The 19,504-nt window shown below is 53.3% G+C and carries 11 protein-coding genes; all 11 read right to left on the bottom strand.

The features are described from left to right. Nucleotides 1–931: 931 nt before the first annotated feature. The 11 genes from AC6T8Q_RS03395 to AC6T8Q_RS03345 all read right to left on the bottom strand — a co-directional run bounded on the left by AC6T8Q_RS03395 (nucleotide 932) and on the right by AC6T8Q_RS03345 (nucleotide 19,270). Complete coding sequence (locus AC6T8Q_RS03395; protein WP_500677741.1) at nucleotides 932–1,735, bottom strand: PEP-CTERM sorting domain-containing protein; 804 nt, start codon at nucleotides 1,733–1,735, stop codon at nucleotides 932–934. Between the two features lie 621 nt (nucleotides 1,736–2,356). Continuing rightward, on the bottom strand, nucleotides 2,357–5,839 hold the full coding sequence (locus AC6T8Q_RS03390) for a chitobiase/beta-hexosaminidase C-terminal domain-containing protein (RefSeq protein WP_500677740.1): 3,483 nt from the start codon (nucleotides 5,837–5,839) through the stop codon (nucleotides 2,357–2,359). A 24-nt stretch (nucleotides 5,840–5,863) separates the two neighbouring features. Then, the gene (locus AC6T8Q_RS03385; RefSeq protein ID WP_500677739.1) at nucleotides 5,864–7,018 is read right to left on the bottom strand and encodes a cellulase family glycosylhydrolase; all 1,155 of its coding nucleotides are present in this window, start codon (nucleotides 7,016–7,018) and stop codon (nucleotides 5,864–5,866) included. A 46-nt stretch (nucleotides 7,019–7,064) separates the two neighbouring features. Then, the gene (locus AC6T8Q_RS03380) at nucleotides 7,065–8,030 is read right to left on the bottom strand and encodes a glycoside hydrolase family 43 protein (protein WP_500677738.1); all 966 of its coding nucleotides are present in this window, start codon (nucleotides 8,028–8,030) and stop codon (nucleotides 7,065–7,067) included. 26 nt (nucleotides 8,031–8,056) lie between these two features. After that, on the bottom strand, nucleotides 8,057–8,821 hold the full coding sequence (locus AC6T8Q_RS03375; protein ID WP_500677737.1) for an SDR family NAD(P)-dependent oxidoreductase: 765 nt from the start codon (nucleotides 8,819–8,821) through the stop codon (nucleotides 8,057–8,059). Nucleotides 8,822–8,862: 41 nt separating this feature from the next. Continuing rightward, on the bottom strand, nucleotides 8,863–10,137 hold the full coding sequence (hisD, locus tag AC6T8Q_RS03370; protein WP_500677736.1) for a histidinol dehydrogenase: 1,275 nt from the start codon (nucleotides 10,135–10,137) through the stop codon (nucleotides 8,863–8,865). 10 nt (nucleotides 10,138–10,147) lie between these two features. Next, a complete protein-coding gene (locus AC6T8Q_RS03365) occupies nucleotides 10,148–11,875 on the bottom strand; it encodes a glycoside hydrolase domain-containing protein (protein ID WP_500677735.1) in 1,728 nt (575 codons plus the stop codon). 62 nt (nucleotides 11,876–11,937) lie between these two features. Further along, a complete protein-coding gene (locus AC6T8Q_RS03360) occupies nucleotides 11,938–14,646 on the bottom strand; it encodes a glucosidase family protein (protein ID WP_500677734.1) in 2,709 nt (902 codons plus the stop codon). A 24-nt stretch (nucleotides 14,647–14,670) separates the two neighbouring features. Beyond that, nucleotides 14,671–15,648 (bottom strand): DUF1559 family PulG-like putative transporter, encoded by a 978-nt coding sequence (locus AC6T8Q_RS03355; RefSeq protein ID WP_500677733.1) that lies wholly within the window; start codon nucleotides 15,646–15,648, stop codon nucleotides 14,671–14,673. Between the two features lie 64 nt (nucleotides 15,649–15,712). After that, nucleotides 15,713–16,159, bottom strand: a complete 447-nt coding sequence (locus tag AC6T8Q_RS03350) for a hypothetical protein (RefSeq protein WP_500677732.1) — start codon at nucleotides 16,157–16,159, stop codon at nucleotides 15,713–15,715. 72 nt (nucleotides 16,160–16,231) lie between these two features. Beyond that, complete coding sequence (locus AC6T8Q_RS03345; RefSeq protein WP_500677731.1) at nucleotides 16,232–19,270, bottom strand: PEP-CTERM sorting domain-containing protein; 3,039 nt, start codon at nucleotides 19,268–19,270, stop codon at nucleotides 16,232–16,234. Nucleotides 19,271–19,504: the final 234 nt, after the last annotated feature.

The following is a 19,504-nucleotide window of genomic DNA, read 5'->3' as shown; positions in this document are numbered from 1 at the left end:
TACCAGACGCACCGCATCTCGCTTAAACTCATCGCTGTACGTCGGCCGCTGTTGCTTCGCTTGTATGTCCATCTATCGGACCTCCTTCGAGAACCATTATTCCGGCTCCCGCCACTGTCCGAAAGTCCTGGGCTATCGCAGATGGAGCCGAGCCGCAGAAGTTGGAGGATGATGACAGACTGTGGCTATTCTTCTTCACTCGTATCGGTCCACTGGAAATGACTCTGGATTCCGTGAAGGTTGAAGGACATCGAATCGATGTGAGTTACACCTTTCCAAAACGCAATTTTGGACAGAGGGCAAGTGTGCCCCACTTCGCGTTAATTCCGATCGGAAAACTCGAAGCGGGCGAATACGACGTGATGATCCCGAAGAATGAAATCGTCTGTGACTCTTTCAAGTTTTCTGTAGGGGAAACACCATGAAATTGCTTCTTTTGTTGTTGGCAGCTGTTACTAGTTAAAATGGCCAGTGAAGCTCGCAACATCGAGTTCGACCCTAATGAGATGAGTCAAGCACCGTTCATTTCCGGAAGGTAGATGGCAAACGAGAGATTATTTCTGATGAAAATCCCCGAAGGTGTCGGCTAGATCTATATCCTCAATGCGGCGACGGGCAAGGGTGCGATTCAGTACACTCGAAAGCGTTACCAGCCGCGACGTACGGCTGCGGTCTCCGCTACTGTTATAGAAGCCAGAGTGGTTCGGGCTAAAACTGTACTCGCCACCTTGGCAAGGTTGCGGCGGAGGAATGTAAAAAAGGTGTATTGCTTCAAGTACGGGATTTAATTCCGTCCAATTGCAATCCCATTCTAGCGAATTGCGGACACCTGAATCAGTTTCCAGGTGCCCGCAATTGCGATTTTGCAAAAATGAATCGCGCGAAATCTCTTCGGAGCACAATGCTCGGTGTATATGTCGCGGCTTGCGAGTCATTTGCGGCGACGATTCAACCCCATAGCCGCCACAACAGTGGTGATTAGACCCGTGAGCGTTCCCGGCTCCGGGATGGCCGAGAGTTGAATATCGTCGATCCGGCCGATACCTAGACGACCTACGACCGAAACGTCAACGAGATACTCACCGTTCGGCCCTTCTGGCCCCCAGCCTGCAAAGAAATTCTTTGTCGCAACATACTCTGGCGCACCGGACGTTAGATTGTTGAATCGGTACGTCACTACACCGATCCCGGACGGATCATCCGTGAAGTCCATCTCATACTTGACCGAAATCAAATCATCTGCGGCATAGGTGAGTCCAACAAAGCTGAATACGCCGAAATTCTCTCCGTACAAAACTGTACCGTCCGGTAGAAATTGAACAAATGCCGGCGACCATCCATTGACTCCGTCTGGACCCACGAACAGGCCGCCTAAACTATTTGCACCCGCGCTGTAGAGATAGGATACCTGCAGGTCGGTGCCAGCTCCGCGCTTGGCTGCAATTACATTGGCGAGAGAAATGTCGCTTAATGCTTGGCTTGATCGCTCGAATCGCAACGACTGGATACCACCAAGTGGCGAGTCATCAGAAACGGTAAAGACACCATCCTGAGCAACGCTGTAACCATTCCAAAACCAGCCGTTTTGCCCCAAAACCGAGCCAACCGAATAACTGGGTGGCTCGAAGTCCAAATTTTCGGATGCCGCTAGCGCATCAGCGGTAACCAGTGTGATAGCCGCGCTAAGCATGGAGAAAAATAGGACACTACACCCCTTCGAAAACTTCAAATTCATTAGAAGCACCTCCCAACAGTTTTAGATCGTAACTTGCTACACTTCCCGTCTAACTAACCTCTTTTCTTATTCCTTAGTCGCTTCAGGTAACTTGCTGAGCAGGCCTCTACACTCGCAGCTGCGTGCCCATCTCAAGTTCGATCGTAGCAACCGCTCAGGGGGGAGTCAACAAATTTGTTCGAATTTTGTAAGTTTATTCCATCGGCAGTTTTGAAAAGATATGCCGCCACGCTTATAATGTGGAGCCATATATTATGGCACTTTTTTGTAAGTTGTGGGGCAATTGGCAGCCAATGTAAGTCCAAGGGCTTTTACGGGAATGTCGGCGTAAAGTCTGTAACTGTAACTATATGGCAGTGTTTTTGGTAGACATATGCCCTTTTGGGGAGCGCGTTATCGGAGGAATTCAGTAACGCACGGGTTTACCTCGGTTATCAGGAACCTTGAGATAGGAGAGTTGCTGACGGTGACCAAATTGGCTCGCTATTTTGGCGTTCCGACCGATTCCAGCGCCATCTTCAGGCGCATCCTAACTTGAAGTTGGCCGGGATCGATTGGACAGTCGCCTGAGTCAACAAATACGGAGTTTGATGGTTTCGAACTTTGTGGCTTGATGAATTCCTACAGCACGCTTTCCCATTCCGCGAAGACGGCGTCGAATACTTCGACTTCGCTTGCCAATTCATCAACGCTGCAGTGTGGTACAAATTCCCTGCCGCTGTCGTCCGTCGTGCTTGAAAAGACGGGGCTATTGGGTGAATCATTGCTCCACGATTCTCGAAAGGCTTCATCAGCAATCACCTCCATCGCTGGAAGTGCCGACAATTGGCTTGGCGGCATCATTAGCCACCAACCTGCGAATGCTTTATCGTCTGCCGCGAGCGCTGTGACTTCTGTGACGACCACGGGGGCCACAGAACCGTAATTGCTCTGCCAAGTTGTCAGGTCGGCACTGCTGAGTGGAGAAGGGCTTCCTCCGCGCTGCCAAGCGAGAAAGTCGCGGCCATCGACATCTCCATCGTTGTCGAAGTCACCGGACAAGCTTTGCACATTAAAAGTTGCTTGGACAAGACCCGACCAGACGCCCAAAGATGTGCGCGCGCGTGCCTTCACCGTAACGTCGCCGGTGAGTGTCACGGCACCCGTGTACACACTCGCCGCGGGATTGATTCCCCCGCCTAATAGTCGAGGATCCGTCATGCCATCCGTCGTATAGTAAATCGTGCCTGTCGAAGTGGTGATCGAGAGAGGATAGCTTTGCGGCACTGTGCCGCCGAAATTGCTGAATGTCGGTGCGGGAAAAGTCGTGTACAGACCGGCGGCACGCAGCTGGTTGAGGACCCAGTCGCTTCGCATCGGGAAATATGTATTGACGATCCAGTCGATTTCATTTTGCCAATGCGATTTATTAAGTGGCGGCGAAGTCTTCGAATCGCCCCAACGGGCCGCCTCGGCGATAATCGCTGGTTCGACTTCGGCGACGCGTTCAAGAAAACGGGTCAGATTCTCGCCCACAGTGAGCGCGCCACCGTTAAAAAAGTGCTGCTGAACGCGGTCGATGAATAGCTGGCGATATTCAGGCGAGGAGAGCAAGTCTTGATGCAAATATTGTGGATTGAATTGTGCGAAATTGCTTTGGTTGCCGTTGTTAAAGGGCCCGACGCGGTTGACGAGTTGTGAACCATGTATCGTCGGCCAATCGGCGCCGAGTGAGTGCTCGTTGTCGTGAATGAAAAATTGAAAACCCTTGTCTGCCGCTTCGCGGTTGTACACGCCAAACCAATTGTTAGCGATGTTGTCGCCAAAGAAGCGTGAGAGCCCCGTATCGAACCCACCTGTGTAGAAAATCACTAGCATGAAGTCAGCCAGGTTTTCCGGGTCCAAGAGCACCGGCAATTGCGCGTTCCGCAAGCCGTCAGGATTGCGGCCCTGCATGGTCCAATAGAGATTCGCATTTGCAATCGGATTGGAAGCCAGGGCATCTCCATAATCGAACAGTTGACGCCAGGCGACGTCATTTCCTTCGGACACTTCCGTACGGCCTAAGTCGAAGATGTCTGCCTTGAGGATGTCGTAGTCGTCTGCATCGCCTCCCAAGTAGGTTTCGCTAAAGAATTCTTCGACGCGCTCTTGGGTCATGTAGATGCCCCAATAGACGCCGTTAATGTACAGGTGATGATAGCGGCTGCGAGTATGCTCGCTTCCCAAATCGCCTTGGGTGTCGCGGCCGAATACTTCACGAACAAACGTATTCTGCAAGTCGCCGTCGCTTGACCAGGAATAATTTCTTTCCGTTCTCAGATCGAGCACGTCGAATTCATCTGTTCCTTCATCGCCGAAGACGGGAAATTCCAGTTTGCCGTCGCCGTAGTCGCTGCGGAAATAGAGACGGAAGGCGTGCTTTGGATTGAAATCGTTCCTGCCGTAGCCGCCTCGAATTCGCAGCCCAGCGTTCACTTCGAATCCAACAGTGCCATCCGGTTGGATCAGTTCAACATTCACCAATCGCTCCCACGAAATGCCGCGGTTAAGCGCGTTGACATAAATTCCTGTCACTGGATCGAACAAATTTGCCAAGTCCGTGGTGATTGAGATTGCCGACAATGAGCTCAATGAGTTTTTGACGGCCTCAGCACCATAGAGTGCGATGATATCGGGATCAATGCCGTAGTTCATTTCTTGGCCGTTGACGGCGGCGTTTGCGGGCCAGCCAGCGGGAACTTGGCCTAGCGGCGATTGCTGAATAACGTGGTCAAGGAATAGATATGTGCTCGCTTCTACAAACGAAGGTTCAAAGCCGAGTTTGAAGGCGCGGGCACGGAGCGTTGTCGTGCTAGAAATCGCAATCGGCCCCGTGTAGAGCGTGCCGTTGGTGACTGTGAGGCTGGTGCTGGCTTCCGGCGTGGATCCATCTGTCGTGTACACGATGATAGCTGAGGGAGTCGAAGTCCAGATTGCAGCGTTCTGTGTCGACTCGTAGAAACCGTGGGGCACGCTGAATGTCGGTTCGGCGGCGTAACCGAGCACGTTGTTCCCATTGCCGTAGCCCGGAGTGGGAGTTGCAAAGTAGCCGAGTTTCACGGGCGCGGCAATCGAACTTCCACGGGCGACCAATTCGGGGACCAAGAGCATGTCACTGCCCGTTGGCTGGTTTAGCGAGTGAATCGCGAGGACGTTCTCTCCGATTCGTAGTGCCGGTATAGCTGCACTGACATCGAAGTTTTCGAACACTAAAGCAGACGAATCGGCGTGCGCTGCCGATGCAGCCGAATCCCATTGCAGTGTTTCCGGAGTGTTAACTTCGGCGATGGGCACGCCATTGATGTAGGCCGCAAACCCGTCGTCGTACTTCATTCTTAGAGTCAGCCTTCCGATGTCAGCGAGCGACGATAAGTTGAATGTCACGCGAACGTATGCTGAGGCCGTGCCGCTAGGGATCGAAGTTTGAATCTGGCTCGTGAAATTGATGGAATCTGTTGGGCTATTCTCGTACCCTAGGCCAGTTGGGCCGGAAATTGGCCAGCTCGAATCGTCGAAGTCGGCTTCACGCCAATCCGCTCCAATGGCATCGCTCGACGGAACGATTGCTGTGGACGCTGCTCCGGTCGTGATGAGCGACGTCGTGGCACCGACAGCTGCCATCGCGCGGCCGTAAGAGACATCCTCGAACTGGGTCGGAAAGCTCGGCGCGAATTGGTCAATGATCGTCGTGCCATTTGTATTGACCAGCGCCAAAAACTCGCCATCAGCGGAGAGCGCGAAGTTCGTGTGCAATTCGCCACTGCGCATGCCGTTTTTGTTCGACGCGAAGACGACCAAATACGTTCCCGCCTCCATCGCCACACCAACCGGCACACGCCAGCGGCGCAAATTGCTGGGGCTGTCCGTGAGATACATGCCAGAAAGGTCGACCGTATCATCGCCCGAATTGAATATTTCGAGCCAGTCAGACGCGTCGCCATCCGAGTCGAGCAAACCATCGTCGTTTGATGCGACAAATTCGGTGATCCGTAGTGCCGATGCATCGAGCGCCAGTCGGGGCTCCAGCCGCTCTATACGAAGTCGACGCCCATGGTTACCACTGCATTGAGACTTACTTCGCATAAGGGAGACTCTCCGAAAACGGTCTTACTTCGACGTTGGATGGGTCAATTGCGAAGTCAACTTTCGAATCATCGTGACTTCGGAGCTGCGATAGGGTTCGCCGCTAGTGTGGAAGATATCGTGGTGCCAGGGGTCAGGCTCTCCAAGCTCTGGGGTTTGCCAAGTAGCCCAAGGGTATTTCGTTTGTGACTTGCCATCGACAAGACCCCAACAATAGGCACCAACCTTCTCACGTTTCAGAATAGGCAAAATAGCCTCGAATGTGCTCCCGTTACCGCGAGCCATGAATTCCGTACACAGCAAGGGACGTCCGTAAGCGCTCAGCTGCTTGATGTTGTACTCCATCGATTCGGGACCAGAGTAATTGTGAAACGAGATCACGTCGCTCAATTCCAATGCGGCCTTTTGCGTTTCGTTGAGCTTGGCTGGATCGCTAAAGTCGTCGCCATGCCACACGCCAACAGTCAGTGGTTGCGATGGTCCAACTTCACGAGCCCATTGAAACGATCGCAGAACCAGCTTGGCCGCGGCAGCATCCTTGTCTTTCAGTTCGAGCGGGCCATAACTTCCTCCATTTGGGTTGTCCGGCTCATTGAACAGATCCCAGCCGAGGATTCGCTCGTCCGTGCCGAATCTCTTAAGTACATCGATCACGTAGGGCTTGAGTTGCTCCTGCTTTTCATCATTAGCGAGAATCACGCGACCCGGACTTTGGACCCACCCGCTGTTGTGAACGCCTGGTCGTAATTGGTGGATCAAGGTCGGCCGTGGGTCGGGATCCCATACGCCGTCGAAGATCACTATGAGCGGTCGGATCTTGTGCTTTGTACAGATGCTCAGAAACTCATCGACGCGATCAAAAAATTGTTCTTTGTTTTCGCGCCAGCAAATGTCATGCAAGAAGACTCGCACGGTATTGAATCCGATAGATTCGGCCAAATCTAATTCACGCTCGATCGTCGCACGATCGAAGTCGTTCCACATATCGAGCTGATTGATTGCGGTACTGGGCACGAAATTGCAGCCAACGAGCCACGGCTGATTAGCGTGCCAAGCGTTGGCCTGTTCTGGTGTCCAACGTTCAGCGGCATTGAGCGCCGCAGAAAAGAAGATGAACGTCGCAACTGTCAACAAAACAACACAGGGGACACCCTGAGAGAAATTTCGTCGAAGCAACATCAGTTTTACCTTTCGTGTAAGTGATCCAAGTCGTGAATTTGCAGATTTACGGAGCCGACTCAGCCGTTCCCTTGGTTACCTTGGCGTGCAACACGCCGCCGTCATCAAACCAAATCGGGTCTATCGCCAAGTACCGGTCAAAATTGATTGCTGAATTCCGCTTCTGGTGATACACCATCCACAGATCGCCACGCGGACCTTTGACAATCGAGTGATGGCCTGGTCCATGGATATCCGGGGTCCGCTTTACGATCGGATTGCCGGCATATTTCGTGAATGGGCCGGTGGGTGTTTTCGACGTGGCGTAGCCAATTCCGTAGTTGGGCGAGTCGGCACCGGTGCCGGAATAGGTGAGGTAGTATGTACCGCCACGTTTGATTACGAACGGACCCTCAGTGACATGACCGCTCGCGCGTTCCCAGGGTTCTGTAGGACGAATCAGCTCGACGGGCTGGCCCGCAGGCGTAAGTGGGTCGGCCATGGGCCGCACCAAGATGCGGAAGCCCTCTCTAAGATACACATAGTAGAGGTACAACCTTCCGTCGGTGTCCTCAAATAGATGGGCGTCGATCGAATTAGCCTCAAGCACTTGGCGGTCGGCAAACGGCCCAAGTGGACTGTCGGCCACTGCCACACCGATTTGTTTGTCCAGAAACTCGCGTTTGTCGGGCATATCGTCGGTGTAATAGAGATAGAACTTGCCGTCTTGCGCGTGAAATACATCGGGCGCCCATGCCCCACCACGTGGATCATGGAACACTGTGCCTTGGTTCTTCCAGTCGACTAGGTCATCGGAGACGAAGACGTCAAAGCCGCGCCCGTGCGAGGTAGGGTACATGTAGTACTTGTCATCGACTTTTAAGACGTGCGGATCGGCCATCGAACCTTGATCGAGAATCGGATTGCGATAGGTTGCTACTTCAGCTCGGTTGTTTGCCGATTCGTCGGCAGCTAAGTGCTGTGCCCCGACGACCATAAACATCATCGCACTTAAAGCTACTCTCGTTAGCATTAGTTGAAACCAGATTTTTCGGTCGCTCACCATGCTGTCCACCCACCATCGACTCTTAGAATGTCACAATTCACCATGGCGGCTTCGTCGCTCGCAAGGTAAACGACGGCCGCGGCGACCTGGTCAGGCGTGGCAAGTTGGCCAATCGGTATTTTGCCAAGCACAAATTGATGGAACTCAGGGTTTTCGAGTCGCCGCCGTGTGAGATTCGTTTCAACAAATGTCGGTGCAACCGCGTTGACGGTGATGCCTGACTTCGCCCACTCGACACCAAGCGTTCGCACGAGCTGATTTACCGCGCCTTTCGTCGCGCAATACACTGGCTGTCCCGGAATGCCGATCAATCCAGATTGGCTCGAAATGAAAATAATGCGTCCGCTACCTCGTTCGATCATCCCGTGGGCTGCTGCTTGCGCCAGAAAGAAGCCACCTTTCACATTCGTGGCAAAATGGTCGTCCCATTCATCGGTGGTCACGTCAAGGCCGGCCGATGGTCGATTGATGCCCGCGTTGTTCACTAAAATATCTAGCGCCCCGAAATGTTGTTCAATATTTCTGACTGCGGCCGGAAGGCGTTCAAGGTCGCGGACATCGAGTTCAAGTTCCAGGACGCGGCGATCGTGCGATTCGATCGCCGCTGCTGTTTCTTGCAGCGAGTTACCAGATTTATCGCCGATCGCAACATTCGCCCCACTTTTGGCAAGTGCCACTGCGATCGCGGCGCCCAAGCCGGTCGCTGCACCGGTAACAAACGCAATTTTGCCGGTCAATCGAAACGGTAAGTGGTCCAAAATTGCGACCTCGGCCGAGTTTATATGGAATTTCTGAAAGATTAAGGCGCAGTTGCGAAGCGCTCTATCCGTACGCGCGCCGTGATGGCGTGGGCTAACATCCGTTCCATATTGCATTGTCGTTCCGTAACCGCCCCGACTTCGCGACTCGCGGCCGGCGACATCCTCTGGTAGGTACAAGTTTTAAGGAACTTACCAACCCATACACCCCCCGTGTAGCGCGCAGCGCGACTGGTAGGCAGGATATGGTTTGTGCCTATCGACTTATCGCCGTAAGCGACGGTTGTTTCTTCACCGATGAACAGCGAGCCGTAGTTCGTGAGCCGCTCGGCGTAATACTCGTGGTCGGCAACATGTAACTCCAAGTGCTCGGGAGCATAGTCGTCCGACAGCGCGATCGCTTCATCAGCCGAGTCGGCGGCATAGATGATGCCGTGGTCACGCCACGACAGAGCCGCAATCTCCCGTGTCGGCAGCACCGCAAGTTGCGACTCCAACTCAGTAAGTGTCGCCTTAGCAAACGCCTCGCTAAGCGCAATGAGGCAGATGCCCGAGTTCGGATCATGCTCTGCCTGTCCCAACAGATCGCAGGCCACGAGCGCCGGATCGGCCGAGTCATCGGCAATCACCAGAATCTCCGTCGGCCCGGCCAGGAGATCGATTCCACAGCGGCCAAACAACTGCCGCTTGGCTTCAGCAACAAACTTGTTGCCGGCCCCACAGAGCACATCCACTGGCTCACAGCCGCCGAGGCCAAAGGCCATCAACGCCATTGCCGGCACACCGCCGACGATAAAGATGCGGTCGGCCCCTGCATTCTTCATGGCGTTGATGGTTGCAGGAAAATAGCCCGTGCCTTTGACGGGCGGCGTGGCAGCGACCACCGTTTTTACGCCGGCCACTTTCGCCGGAATGATGCTCATCTGCGCCGAACCGAACATCGGGTAGCGGCCACCGGGAATATAGCTGCCTACGGCACGGACCGGGATGTGTTTGTGCCCGAGCGTCACTCCGGGCCGAATCTCGACTTCCAGCGGCAGTAACGTCGAGAGTTGCGCTTTGGCAAAATTACGGACGTTCGTCTGACAGTAGTCGGTGTCTTCGACCACCTGCTGCGGCAATGTCTTGATCGCTTCGGCAATCTCCGCGCCGCTCAATTCGAAGGAATCTGGATTCCAGTCGTCGAACTGTTGGCTGTACTTGCGGACCGCATCCATGCCGTGCCGTTCGAGATCCAACAGCATCTTGGAAACGACTCGTGCCGTTTCGGGATCGTTTTCAAAGAGTCGGTGTCCGCCTGATTTAATGATTTTCATTTCGCTCTACTTAATTCGATTTGGCCGGAGACTTGAGTATTTTGGCAATCGTGTCATTGATCCAGGTTTCGCTGCGCGGAAATTCCGCGTAGCTCTTCAACTCGGCGAACATGGGATCATCCGGCTTGATTCCCGCCGTTTGCAGAATCGCATAATCTTGCAGCGACTCGGCAAAGACTTCCCAACGGATCGAATCGAGTGTTTCGCCATCCTTGCCTGGGTAGACGACAAAGGGATCGCCATAAGGAATCCACGGCCAATCGCCGTTCGATGAATCCTTGTACGGATCGCCAATGTCTTCACGGGCCATCATGTGCCAATAGTTGAAGCCCCAGTGCAGAAAGCCCTCTGCCTTGAGGTGATAGAACAGCCAACCGGACATGCGGATTTTCGGTAGCGGCGTATCGAGAAACCGATTGAGCCACTTGCCGTTCGGCACACAGCAATAGTAGACCCAATGCGGAATCCCTGCATCGATATAGGCCTGCGCCGAATCCACCAGAGGTACTGGAATATCCGTGAGCCCCTGCCGGCCGTATTCGATGTTGCTCAGGGCGTCCATCACCTTCATCCAGGGCGCAAGCTCGTGGAGCACTTTGCGAGCGGCCCTATAATTGATAACGTGCTGACCTTCGCCTGGCTCGTCGGAGAGATGAAAGTAAGAGTCATCCAACAGGTCTTCCTGCACCAGAAAATCGTGAAACGACGGCAGAAACTGTCGGAGGAAATTGAGGTACGTCTCGCCGAGCGCCGGTTCATCCTCTGGCCACAGCATCACGAACTTATCGCCCTCTTTCTTGTAAATCCGCACCGGGTTCTCCACGCCCCAGTAGATCCACAAATGGGACCACTCGAATTTACGGAAACCAATTCCCTTACACATGTCAGTGAACCGCTTCACTTCGGTCCAGTCGAACTTGTATTTACCCGGTTCCGGCTCCTCGACCACCAGTAGTTGACAAGGCCTTTTAAACACTTCACGACGGTCGAAAAACAAGGGAACGTAGCTGACATCGCTGCCGTGGGCGAGCATGTTTTCCAACTGGCCGCGTGTGATGTCCCACCACCGTGGATCTTCAAACATGCCCGTCTTAAAGTAGTCCCAATTCGCTTCGCCGCGCCACCAATGAATGACATGAAAATCGCGTCGTGGCTCGATTACGAACGGACTGATATCGAGCGTGAGTGGTAATTCGAACTCTTGCTTATGGTCACCCAGGATGAACTTGAACCTGAGATCACGTTTGCCCGGCTTGGCGTCGGCAGGAATTTTAAGGGTGATCCAATAGGTTCGGCTCTCTCTGGGGCCGATGCGAAACTCGGTTTCCGGCAGGAGCGGATCCGGCACTAGACCCGGAATTGCATCGAGGCCATCGAGATCTTCAGTCGGCGTGTTATGCGTGAAGTGAGGCATCGGCACGAGGCCAACCAAACGCACTTTTGAATCGAAACCGGCAGCCCCTTCGATCGTGCCGTTTACCAGCAGCGACCATATACGTTCATTGCGAATGCAAGCCTGGAACGAAACTGTGCCGTTGCGAGCCGCTAACAGTTCTAATTTCGTAGACCCTGGCTTGGTATTCGGAAACACGCGAGTCAGCGACGATGCAAGCCACAACTCGACCGTGGGTTCCTTTTCATCTCCCAGCGTCACGTGTTTCGGTCCATCGTCAGCCGACACGATTGAGCTGATAGCAGTCAATAGCAAGAGTGCCAGAATCATGATTCGGTATTTCATGCGCGGTTCTCAGGCCTTGCAAATTCAGCCGTGAATGATCGGCGAGTGGGATAAGTAAAGGATTATTTAAACTTCACTGTCAAATCGAGCGGTTCGGTCGAGTTGCTCAACGTAATAACTTGGTCGTCGAACTTAATATTCTCGCCCGCGTTGGAGTCGACGTCTGCGATCTTTAAGTGCTGCGGATTCCGCAAATGGATGCTGATGGATTTCGGTGCGTCCCGCATGGGGGGAACGAGATGCATTCTGAGCTCGTTCGAATCGACAACGTCGATCGAGTAACTCACAGGTCCAAAATATGTTGGTGCTTCCCGCACTTCGATGCGTTTGCCGGCTGAGAGCCAGTCACGAGGGATGCCTTGGGTGAGGATCAAATCATCGCCTTCCTCGCGGAGCAGCATCAACCGTAGCAACTTAAGTTGCTGCGTACATGAATAAGTGTGCGGCAGCGTATAGTGATTTTCGCCTGATTTGTAGAGCGTTACCTCTACCGGGGAATAGCTGTCGCGGGTCATGCCGTAAGCCATGTAACTCCAGAAACCAAGCAACATCTTCTCGATTTGGCCGCGGCGCAGGCAGTTTTGTAAATAGCCGCCCGTATAAGCGTGATCAATGCCTTCCTGAAACTCACAAACTCCCGCCGCCAAGCCTCCCTGATTTTCCAACATGTTCACATAGAGATTCGCACGATGGTCGTTTACAGAAAAGAAATTTGTGTCCATCAGGTCAGCAGCAACCAGCCCGTAATACTCGCCACCAGTGTACTTCGACAGTTTCAGTAGCCGGTGCGTATCGGGTTCGATGGGGATCATCTGCACGCCATTGTGCTCGATCGTCGCGGTGTCCATAGAATCAAGGATGTTCTTGCGGTAGGCGGCGCCTTCAGCGGCGTAGCGATCTGCGAATTTATCGTCCCCAATACCACGTAATGCTTTGGCCGACTCTTCGAGGGCTTGGCAGCAAAGCACATTACCCAGGTAATTGAACACCGGGTCGTTGTAATCGTTGTAGGGACGGAACTTGATCAATCCGCGGCACATCCCCTCGTTCGGCGCTTCGCCACGGCGTTCGATAATCCATTCACATCCTTTCGTGAGGGCATCCTTGTTATCTTCAAGCCACTGGGCATCTTTGCCAATCAAATAGTGGTTAGCCAATGCCATGACAAAAGCGCCCTGGTCTGGCAACCCACATTCTTGCATGTAATGACCGTTGGACTGTTGATAGTGAATTTGTGTAGCAAGCAGCTTGGCGGCATAATCACCTTGGCCATATTGATCCATCACTGTTGCATAGCGCGACATGCTGTGTCCGAACACGATATCGTAAAAGCCCGCGCCATCATGAACTTCCCAAAAATCGTTGATGACATCGGCGTTGAGCAGTGAGTAAGCAATCCAGGCACGGTAAGCTTCGTTGACGCGAGGGTCTGGAACTTCGAATGGCGCACTCTTTGCAATTCGATCGCGCCAGGCTCGCTCGGCTTTTGCGTGATGTCCCAGGTATTCGTCGAGAGATATCTGCTCAACGGTCGAGGGATCGGGATGCTTAAAACGAATGCAGAGGGTCAGCATTCCCGTGTCCGATGGCTTGACCTCCCACACATGCTGCTTCTCAGTGTTGTCGCGGAGTGTGATCTTTGTGGGTAGCTCGGCCGAATCACCACCCGCCCAGACCGTGAGCTTTACATAGCCGTACAGATCGTTCGTCGGGCTAAAATCTTTCGACCAGCCAAAGACTTCCATTTCATATTGAGAATTGCCCTTGGTCGTCGTGATGGTGTCGATCGGTACGTAGCCATCCAGCAATCGATGTCGCAATTCTTCGGGCTTCGTAGCAAGCGGCTCGTTCTGTTCGCCAAACTCGAACCACGCGATCGGGGGCGCCCATGGACTGTTGTCGATACGCCCCAGCCTATCAATGCCAATGTCGTGAACCTGTCCTGGCACACCTACGATTTCACGCTTAAACTTCATCTCCGGATGGAAGCGTGCCACAGCCTCGAATGTTGGGTCGGAATCTTTATTTTTGAGTAAGTCCGCGACCGGGTCGGGGCGCTTGGTGTCGCCCCAACTGCGTTCATCCTCAGTTATCCGCAAAGCATTAACCGGCGTTTCCACTACCTCAACGCTTGCTAAGAGGCCGCGATTGCCGCGACCGACTGAATCCGTGTCAACGAGCATTTCTTTGTTTGCTATGACATCGAGATTTTTTCCGATGACGATTACCTTCGGTGCCCCCGCATACTGTGGCGAACGCTTGATCGTTCGCAGAGTAAGCCACTGCGGGTCACCATCTCCTTTGCCAGCTTGGAAGCGAATGCAATCTTCGCCGAGTTGGATCCGCATTAGGTGTGCGGCCGATCCGCTACAACCGGTGTGATCTCTTTCGGATGTCTGGCCTTCCCGCCGTTCGATCGTATGAAACCTGGCAAACGGAGTCGGCGACACTTTGCCCGTTCCGATATAAGTGCCATCGTCCCAAGCCACGAACAAGGTAGCGGCATCATGAATTCTGGCAGTGACTGTGACATTGTCGGCTCCAAGTTCGTGTCGCACGACCGCGTACTTATCAGCGGGCGATTCGAAGATCAGAAACCCATCTTTAGCAACAACACTGCTGCCTTCCGCTTGATCTACCGTCCAGCCATCAGGAACTGAATGGCCATCGAAAACTTGCTTGAATGGCAAGTCAATCGCCGCCCACAGGTGACTAGTAGCTGCCGCTACAACACAAACAAACGCAATGGACCGCACTTTGAATTGACTCACCAATTGATGCCCTTTTCTGTATCCTTAATTAGATTCAACAAGTTGCTCGTCACCTTTGATTGTTGCCATCGCCCGTTGAACTCCCAGCGAAATGTCCTCACTGAAAAAACGAACTGAGCCATCGACTAACGCAAAATCAACACCACCCGGGTGTCGGCTGGAGAAGCCCATGTGTTTCTGATAGTCCGGGCTTTCTTCGGGACGAGGCAGATTGAGAGGCATTGATGCTGATGCTGACGCCTCGACCGAATGTGCCCACGCGTACCCCAACCCGTAGCAGGTTGTGAGAGCGCATGTGGCGCGCGCTTCTTCGAATGCCTGCTCTCCAATCATGATCGTCCTGGTGGTGCCATCGGTAATTGTGCGAAGCTCGATCGGATTGGCCCAGCCCATGATTGGCAATACACCGTCGCCCCACAGCCACGGCTCGCAGTCACCGGGCTCAGACGGATTCCGCGGGTTTGCATATTCTCCCCAGCAGAAATTGGCTCCCATTACGCCGTCGTAGTTTGTGAGCCCGATAAGCGCCACTCCCCGCATGTAGCGAGACCTTCCTTGTATAGGACCTCGCGATCCTATTTCGTCGCTCGGACACAAGAACGTAGCAATTGTCGTTTCGACGAGTTTCGTTTGACCGAAGTAGGTGTCGGGAACACCAGCCTGCTTAGAGATTTCACCTTGTTCAATATATGGCAAGACTGACGCGAGCCAGCTCCAAGCGCGCGAACCCGGTCCAGCAGCGTCACCCCACTTATCCCAACCGGGCGTCCAGCCTGGATAGTCGCTCGTTCGGTTGTATGGAATGCACTTCAAACTGGACTCAAAGTTCAACACGCCAAGTGATAGCTGTTTTAGATTGTTGGAGCATTGTGACCTCCGCGCAGCTTCACGGGCAGCCTGGATCGCCGGCAACAAGAGCGCCACGAGAACGCCGATGATAGCAATCACCACCAGCAGTTCTACCAATGTGAATCCCTGGTTGAATGATGAGCGTCTTACCATATGAGATCCTTCGCGAAGAGCACTTTATACGGCAGCAATGCGGCGGCCGCGAAAAACACTATGACTAGTTGATGCCAGTGACTTGCAAGTCGTACGCACCACTGGAATTGCCATCCTTGACTTCGCGGTGCAGTGGAGTTGTCGTAAGATCCATAAATTTCTTGTGAACAATGAGCCGAGGCAAACCGCCATGAACGGCGGCTTGCTCAGGGCTCTCTGATGCAAATACTAGGACTCTGTAATTGCCGACAGGCGCACCAGGACGCTTATCGGTAAATAGTTCGTAGTGGCCATCGGAGCCAACTTTCCCCGAGGGCTGTATAATTCCACCCGAATCGCGATACGATACTGTCCCTCCTGTCGCAAGAGGTTTGCCGTTTAACGTTACGATACCGCTAACTTGCACGAGCGGTGGGCCTTTGGGTGCATCTTGGCCGCAACCCAAGATACTGACCAGCAATACGACCGCAACCAAACCGCGGACAAGTGAGTTTCTCGATAACTGTTTCATTGCAAAACGGCAAATGCTTTTCGAAGGGATTCCTCTTCGTACAAACAAGACATTCATAAGAACAAACCCGCACTAAGACTGCCGCGAACGGATGCAACAGCACAGAGTCAACGTCGCTAGTGCAATGATCCAAGCGGACGGTTCAGGCACAGAGGTCGAAGCCGCTAAGCCTCCGGGCATTCCATAGTTGGCCTGCCAGGCGCTAAGGCTGCCGACGCTCGTATTTCTCTGCCATACAAGAAAATCACGCCCATCGACATCTCCGTCTTGGTCGAAGTCGCCCGGAATACCGGCGATTTTCGTTAGCACGAGACTTTTCCCCACCACGCCAAGCGAGAATGATCCGGCATCGCTTGGATCTAGTGCCAGACCTGCAGCATTGAGTGTGCCGGTGGCAGTTAAAACCGTATAAGTGCCACTCGGCACGAAACTCGGTTCAAGCACCACATCGATCAATCCGGATAGGGTTGCATTTCCTGTAATATTAAAGAAGTCAGTATTGTTGCTTCCTAAATCGATGAGCAACTTACCGGTGCTCGTAAGATTGGCTGCAATCGACGTTGCACCAGCAGTTCCCAATGACCCACTGTTCACGATCGATCCCCCGCCGATAACACCGACGTTGAGACCGACTGCACCGGCGGTGTTCAGAGTGTTGCCGCCGAGGTTCACAACATTATTGAAGTCGAGCGACGCACCCGCAGCGACATTAATCGACGTATTGTTCTGGATATTAACGCCCACCTGGAACTCGTGGCTCCCGTTCATCACATTGATGGTCGGATTGGGAGGGGAAGGGATTGTGGAGTCAGCCTTCAAGTTGACGCTGCCGCTACCTGCAATCGCGTACTTGTTGACGTTGTCGAATTCAACTCCACTGACACTCACGGCTGAATTGGTAAAAACTGTTTGAGGACCGGTAATGGCGGGACCAAAAACCGCAACTTGGGCTCCTGGCTGCGCAATTCCCGGAATCATTTTTGGAATCCACGCCTCGTTTTGCTGCCACGCGCTCGACGAATTGTTCCGCCATACCGCTCGTTTGAACTGGTCGCCGTTGAGTACGATATCGTCTGCTCGAGCTACGCCACTTCGAAGCACCACGTGCACGTCCATAGTGTGCGTTATGCCGTCGCCGTCATCACCTGCTGTTCCAAAGAAAAACGGGATTCGACCGTTTGGTCCGGATCCTGGTAGCTGAGTCTCCGGAGTACCTTGGGTCACGTTCGTGGCGAACACTTCGTAGGTCTCAGTATCGAAGTCGACGCCAATGCGGAAATTGATAATGTTGCCCGAGGTGTACGGGGCAACGACTGGAATGTTGGTCCCGTCACCGATTGCGATCTCGCCCGTGCCATTGGTTGCATTGACATTTCGAATATTGACGAAAAGCGGACTACGACCACCGCCGGGGCTCAAGCCTAACCCCGTAAGACCATTATCGAGTGTTCCAGCTTGCGATTGCAGTTTGAAGGTAGTCGACATATCAATCGCGTCTGTGCCATCTTCAGTCCCAAAAAATGCATACAGTTGACCAACGTCACTTCCACCAGGCCCACCAGAGCCCGGCGGATCACTCGTCTGCGTGTATAGAAGCGACTGGCCGCCAGCGATTGCCCCGCTGCTACTGATCTCGACGGTACCGTTGACAACCCCACCAAAGAACGGATCGCCGGTAATATATCCGTTGGTATTCCACCCCTGTTGACCGACGATCGTTCCAGAGTTGTACGGCGGATTTTCAAAGTTGAACGTCTGAGCATTGACAGACTCGCACAGCCCCATAACAGCTACAACAAACCCAGCGACCAAAGGTGCTTTCAATGAATTTCTCCCTCTTCGACTGATGCCAATCACAGCGAAACCCAACATGAGAAGCATGCCAGAGGTTGGTTCTGGAACCGTGCCCGCGTACGAGAGCACAAGTTCGTTATCAAACGTGGAAAGCGAAAATTTACCGACGTCGCTCGCGTCAAGCACTAACTGCGAAGCGTCGAGCGTGCCGCCGGCCGACAGGACTGTGAATGGCAGCGTCGGAACGAATCCTGGCTGCATCACGATATCGAGAATGCCTGAGAGCAGTGCGTCGCTGGATACAGAGAATTGATCGACCGAGTCTTCGCCAATATTGATTGTCAGCGTGCCACTGCTCACCAAACTGCCGCCGATATCTGTTAATCCGGATGCCATCAGTCCACCGGAAGAGTTTAAAGTACCACCACCGACCACGCTGTTATTGATTATCACGTTGCCGCTTGTCGAAAGCGTATGCCCTGCCAGATTGACCTTATTGTTGAGCGTCAGAGAGGCACCAGCTGAAACAGAAATGCTCGCGTTGTCATTCAGGTTGACGGCCAACTGCAATTGATGATTACCGGTGAGCACTTCGATCTTGGGTGCGACCGGAGTCGTGCCAGACGTATTCGCTTTTAAGTCAATGCTGCCTGGACCGGCCAGTGTGTAGGGCTGGGCACTATTGAATTTAAGCCCGTTGAGAGCGCGGCTCGAATTACTGTAGATCGTTTGTGGTGCAGTGATTGTACTTCCAAATACTGCTGTCTGGACGCCTGGGTTTGCCCCAGGAATTCCCGTGGGAGCCCAATTGGCTGGCGTATTCCAATTCCCCGAAACGTTGCTTCCCCAACTGAACTCTTCAATCACAGGACCGATCGCTTGCTCCAACACGAGATCGTCATATTGCACCGTTCCGCGCCGACCCAGGATGCCGACGTCGACCAAGTATTCTCCATTCGCGCCCTCCGGTCCCCAACCGGCCATAAACCCTAGCGTCCGTGAAAACTCTGGTTCTCCCGAAGTCAAATTCGTGAACTTGTAGGTAACTTGCTGAGCGTCGAAGTCCACTTCGTAGCGAACATCCAATACGTCGTCCGGGAAATAGATAATTTCGTCAAATGGTATGACGGCGAAATTTTGGCCGCTAACAACCGTGCCGCCGCGAAATTCAACAAATACCGGGCCGTAGCCATTAATCGCATCAGGGGATACAAACAATCCGCCGTAACTACTCGCATTCAAGGAGTTTCCCGTGGCAGTGTATTTATAGGAAACAACCAAATCGGCTCCGAGCGTGCCCGGAGTGATCGCAATCACTTCACTTTTGCCAACGTCGCTTGCCCCGGGACTTCCTTCATTCCCAGTGACCGCAGTCTGATTGAAACTTAGCGATTGACTGCCGCTAAGAGGCGATGCGGTAGAAATCGCGAAATCACCATTGGGTCCGCCGAAGAAAGGACCCGGGATGTAGTTATTAGTTACCCAACCGTTTTGCCCTACGATAGAACCTGCCGTATAGGTAGGAGCTTCAAAATTAAAACTAACTGCGAG

Source organism: Bythopirellula sp., assembly GCF_041737835.1.
Classification (GTDB): Bacteria; Planctomycetota; Planctomycetia; order Pirellulales; family Lacipirellulaceae; genus Bythopirellula.
The sequence above is the reverse complement of the archived record's forward strand: the minus strand, read 5'-3'. Positions and strand labels throughout refer to the sequence as shown.

What these genes read in the sequence shown, in the direction of transcription:
- AC6T8Q_RS03395 (WP_500677741.1), bottom strand. Translation starts at nt 1,735, where the DNA reads ATGAATTTGAAGTTTTCGAAGGGGTGTAGTGTCCTATTTTTCTCCATG.
- AC6T8Q_RS03390 (WP_500677740.1), bottom strand. Translation starts at nt 5,839, where the DNA reads ATGCGAAGTAAGTCTCAATGCAGTGGTAACCATGGGCGTCGACTTCGT.
- AC6T8Q_RS03385 (WP_500677739.1), bottom strand. Translation starts at nt 7,018, where the DNA reads ATGTTGCTTCGACGAAATTTCTCTCAGGGTGTCCCCTGTGTTGTTTTG.
- AC6T8Q_RS03380 (WP_500677738.1), bottom strand. Translation starts at nt 8,030, where the DNA reads ATGCTAACGAGAGTAGCTTTAAGTGCGATGATGTTTATGGTCGTCGGG.
- hisD (WP_500677736.1), bottom strand. Translation starts at nt 10,137, where the DNA reads ATGAAAATCATTAAATCAGGCGGACACCGACTCTTTGAAAACGATCCC.
- AC6T8Q_RS03365 (WP_500677735.1), bottom strand. Translation starts at nt 11,875, where the DNA reads ATGAAATACCGAATCATGATTCTGGCACTCTTGCTATTGACTGCTATC.
- AC6T8Q_RS03355 (WP_500677733.1), bottom strand. Translation starts at nt 15,648, where the DNA reads ATGGTAAGACGCTCATCATTCAACCAGGGATTCACATTGGTAGAACTG.
- AC6T8Q_RS03350 (WP_500677732.1), bottom strand. Translation starts at nt 16,159, where the DNA reads ATGAAACAGTTATCGAGAAACTCACTTGTCCGCGGTTTGGTTGCGGTC.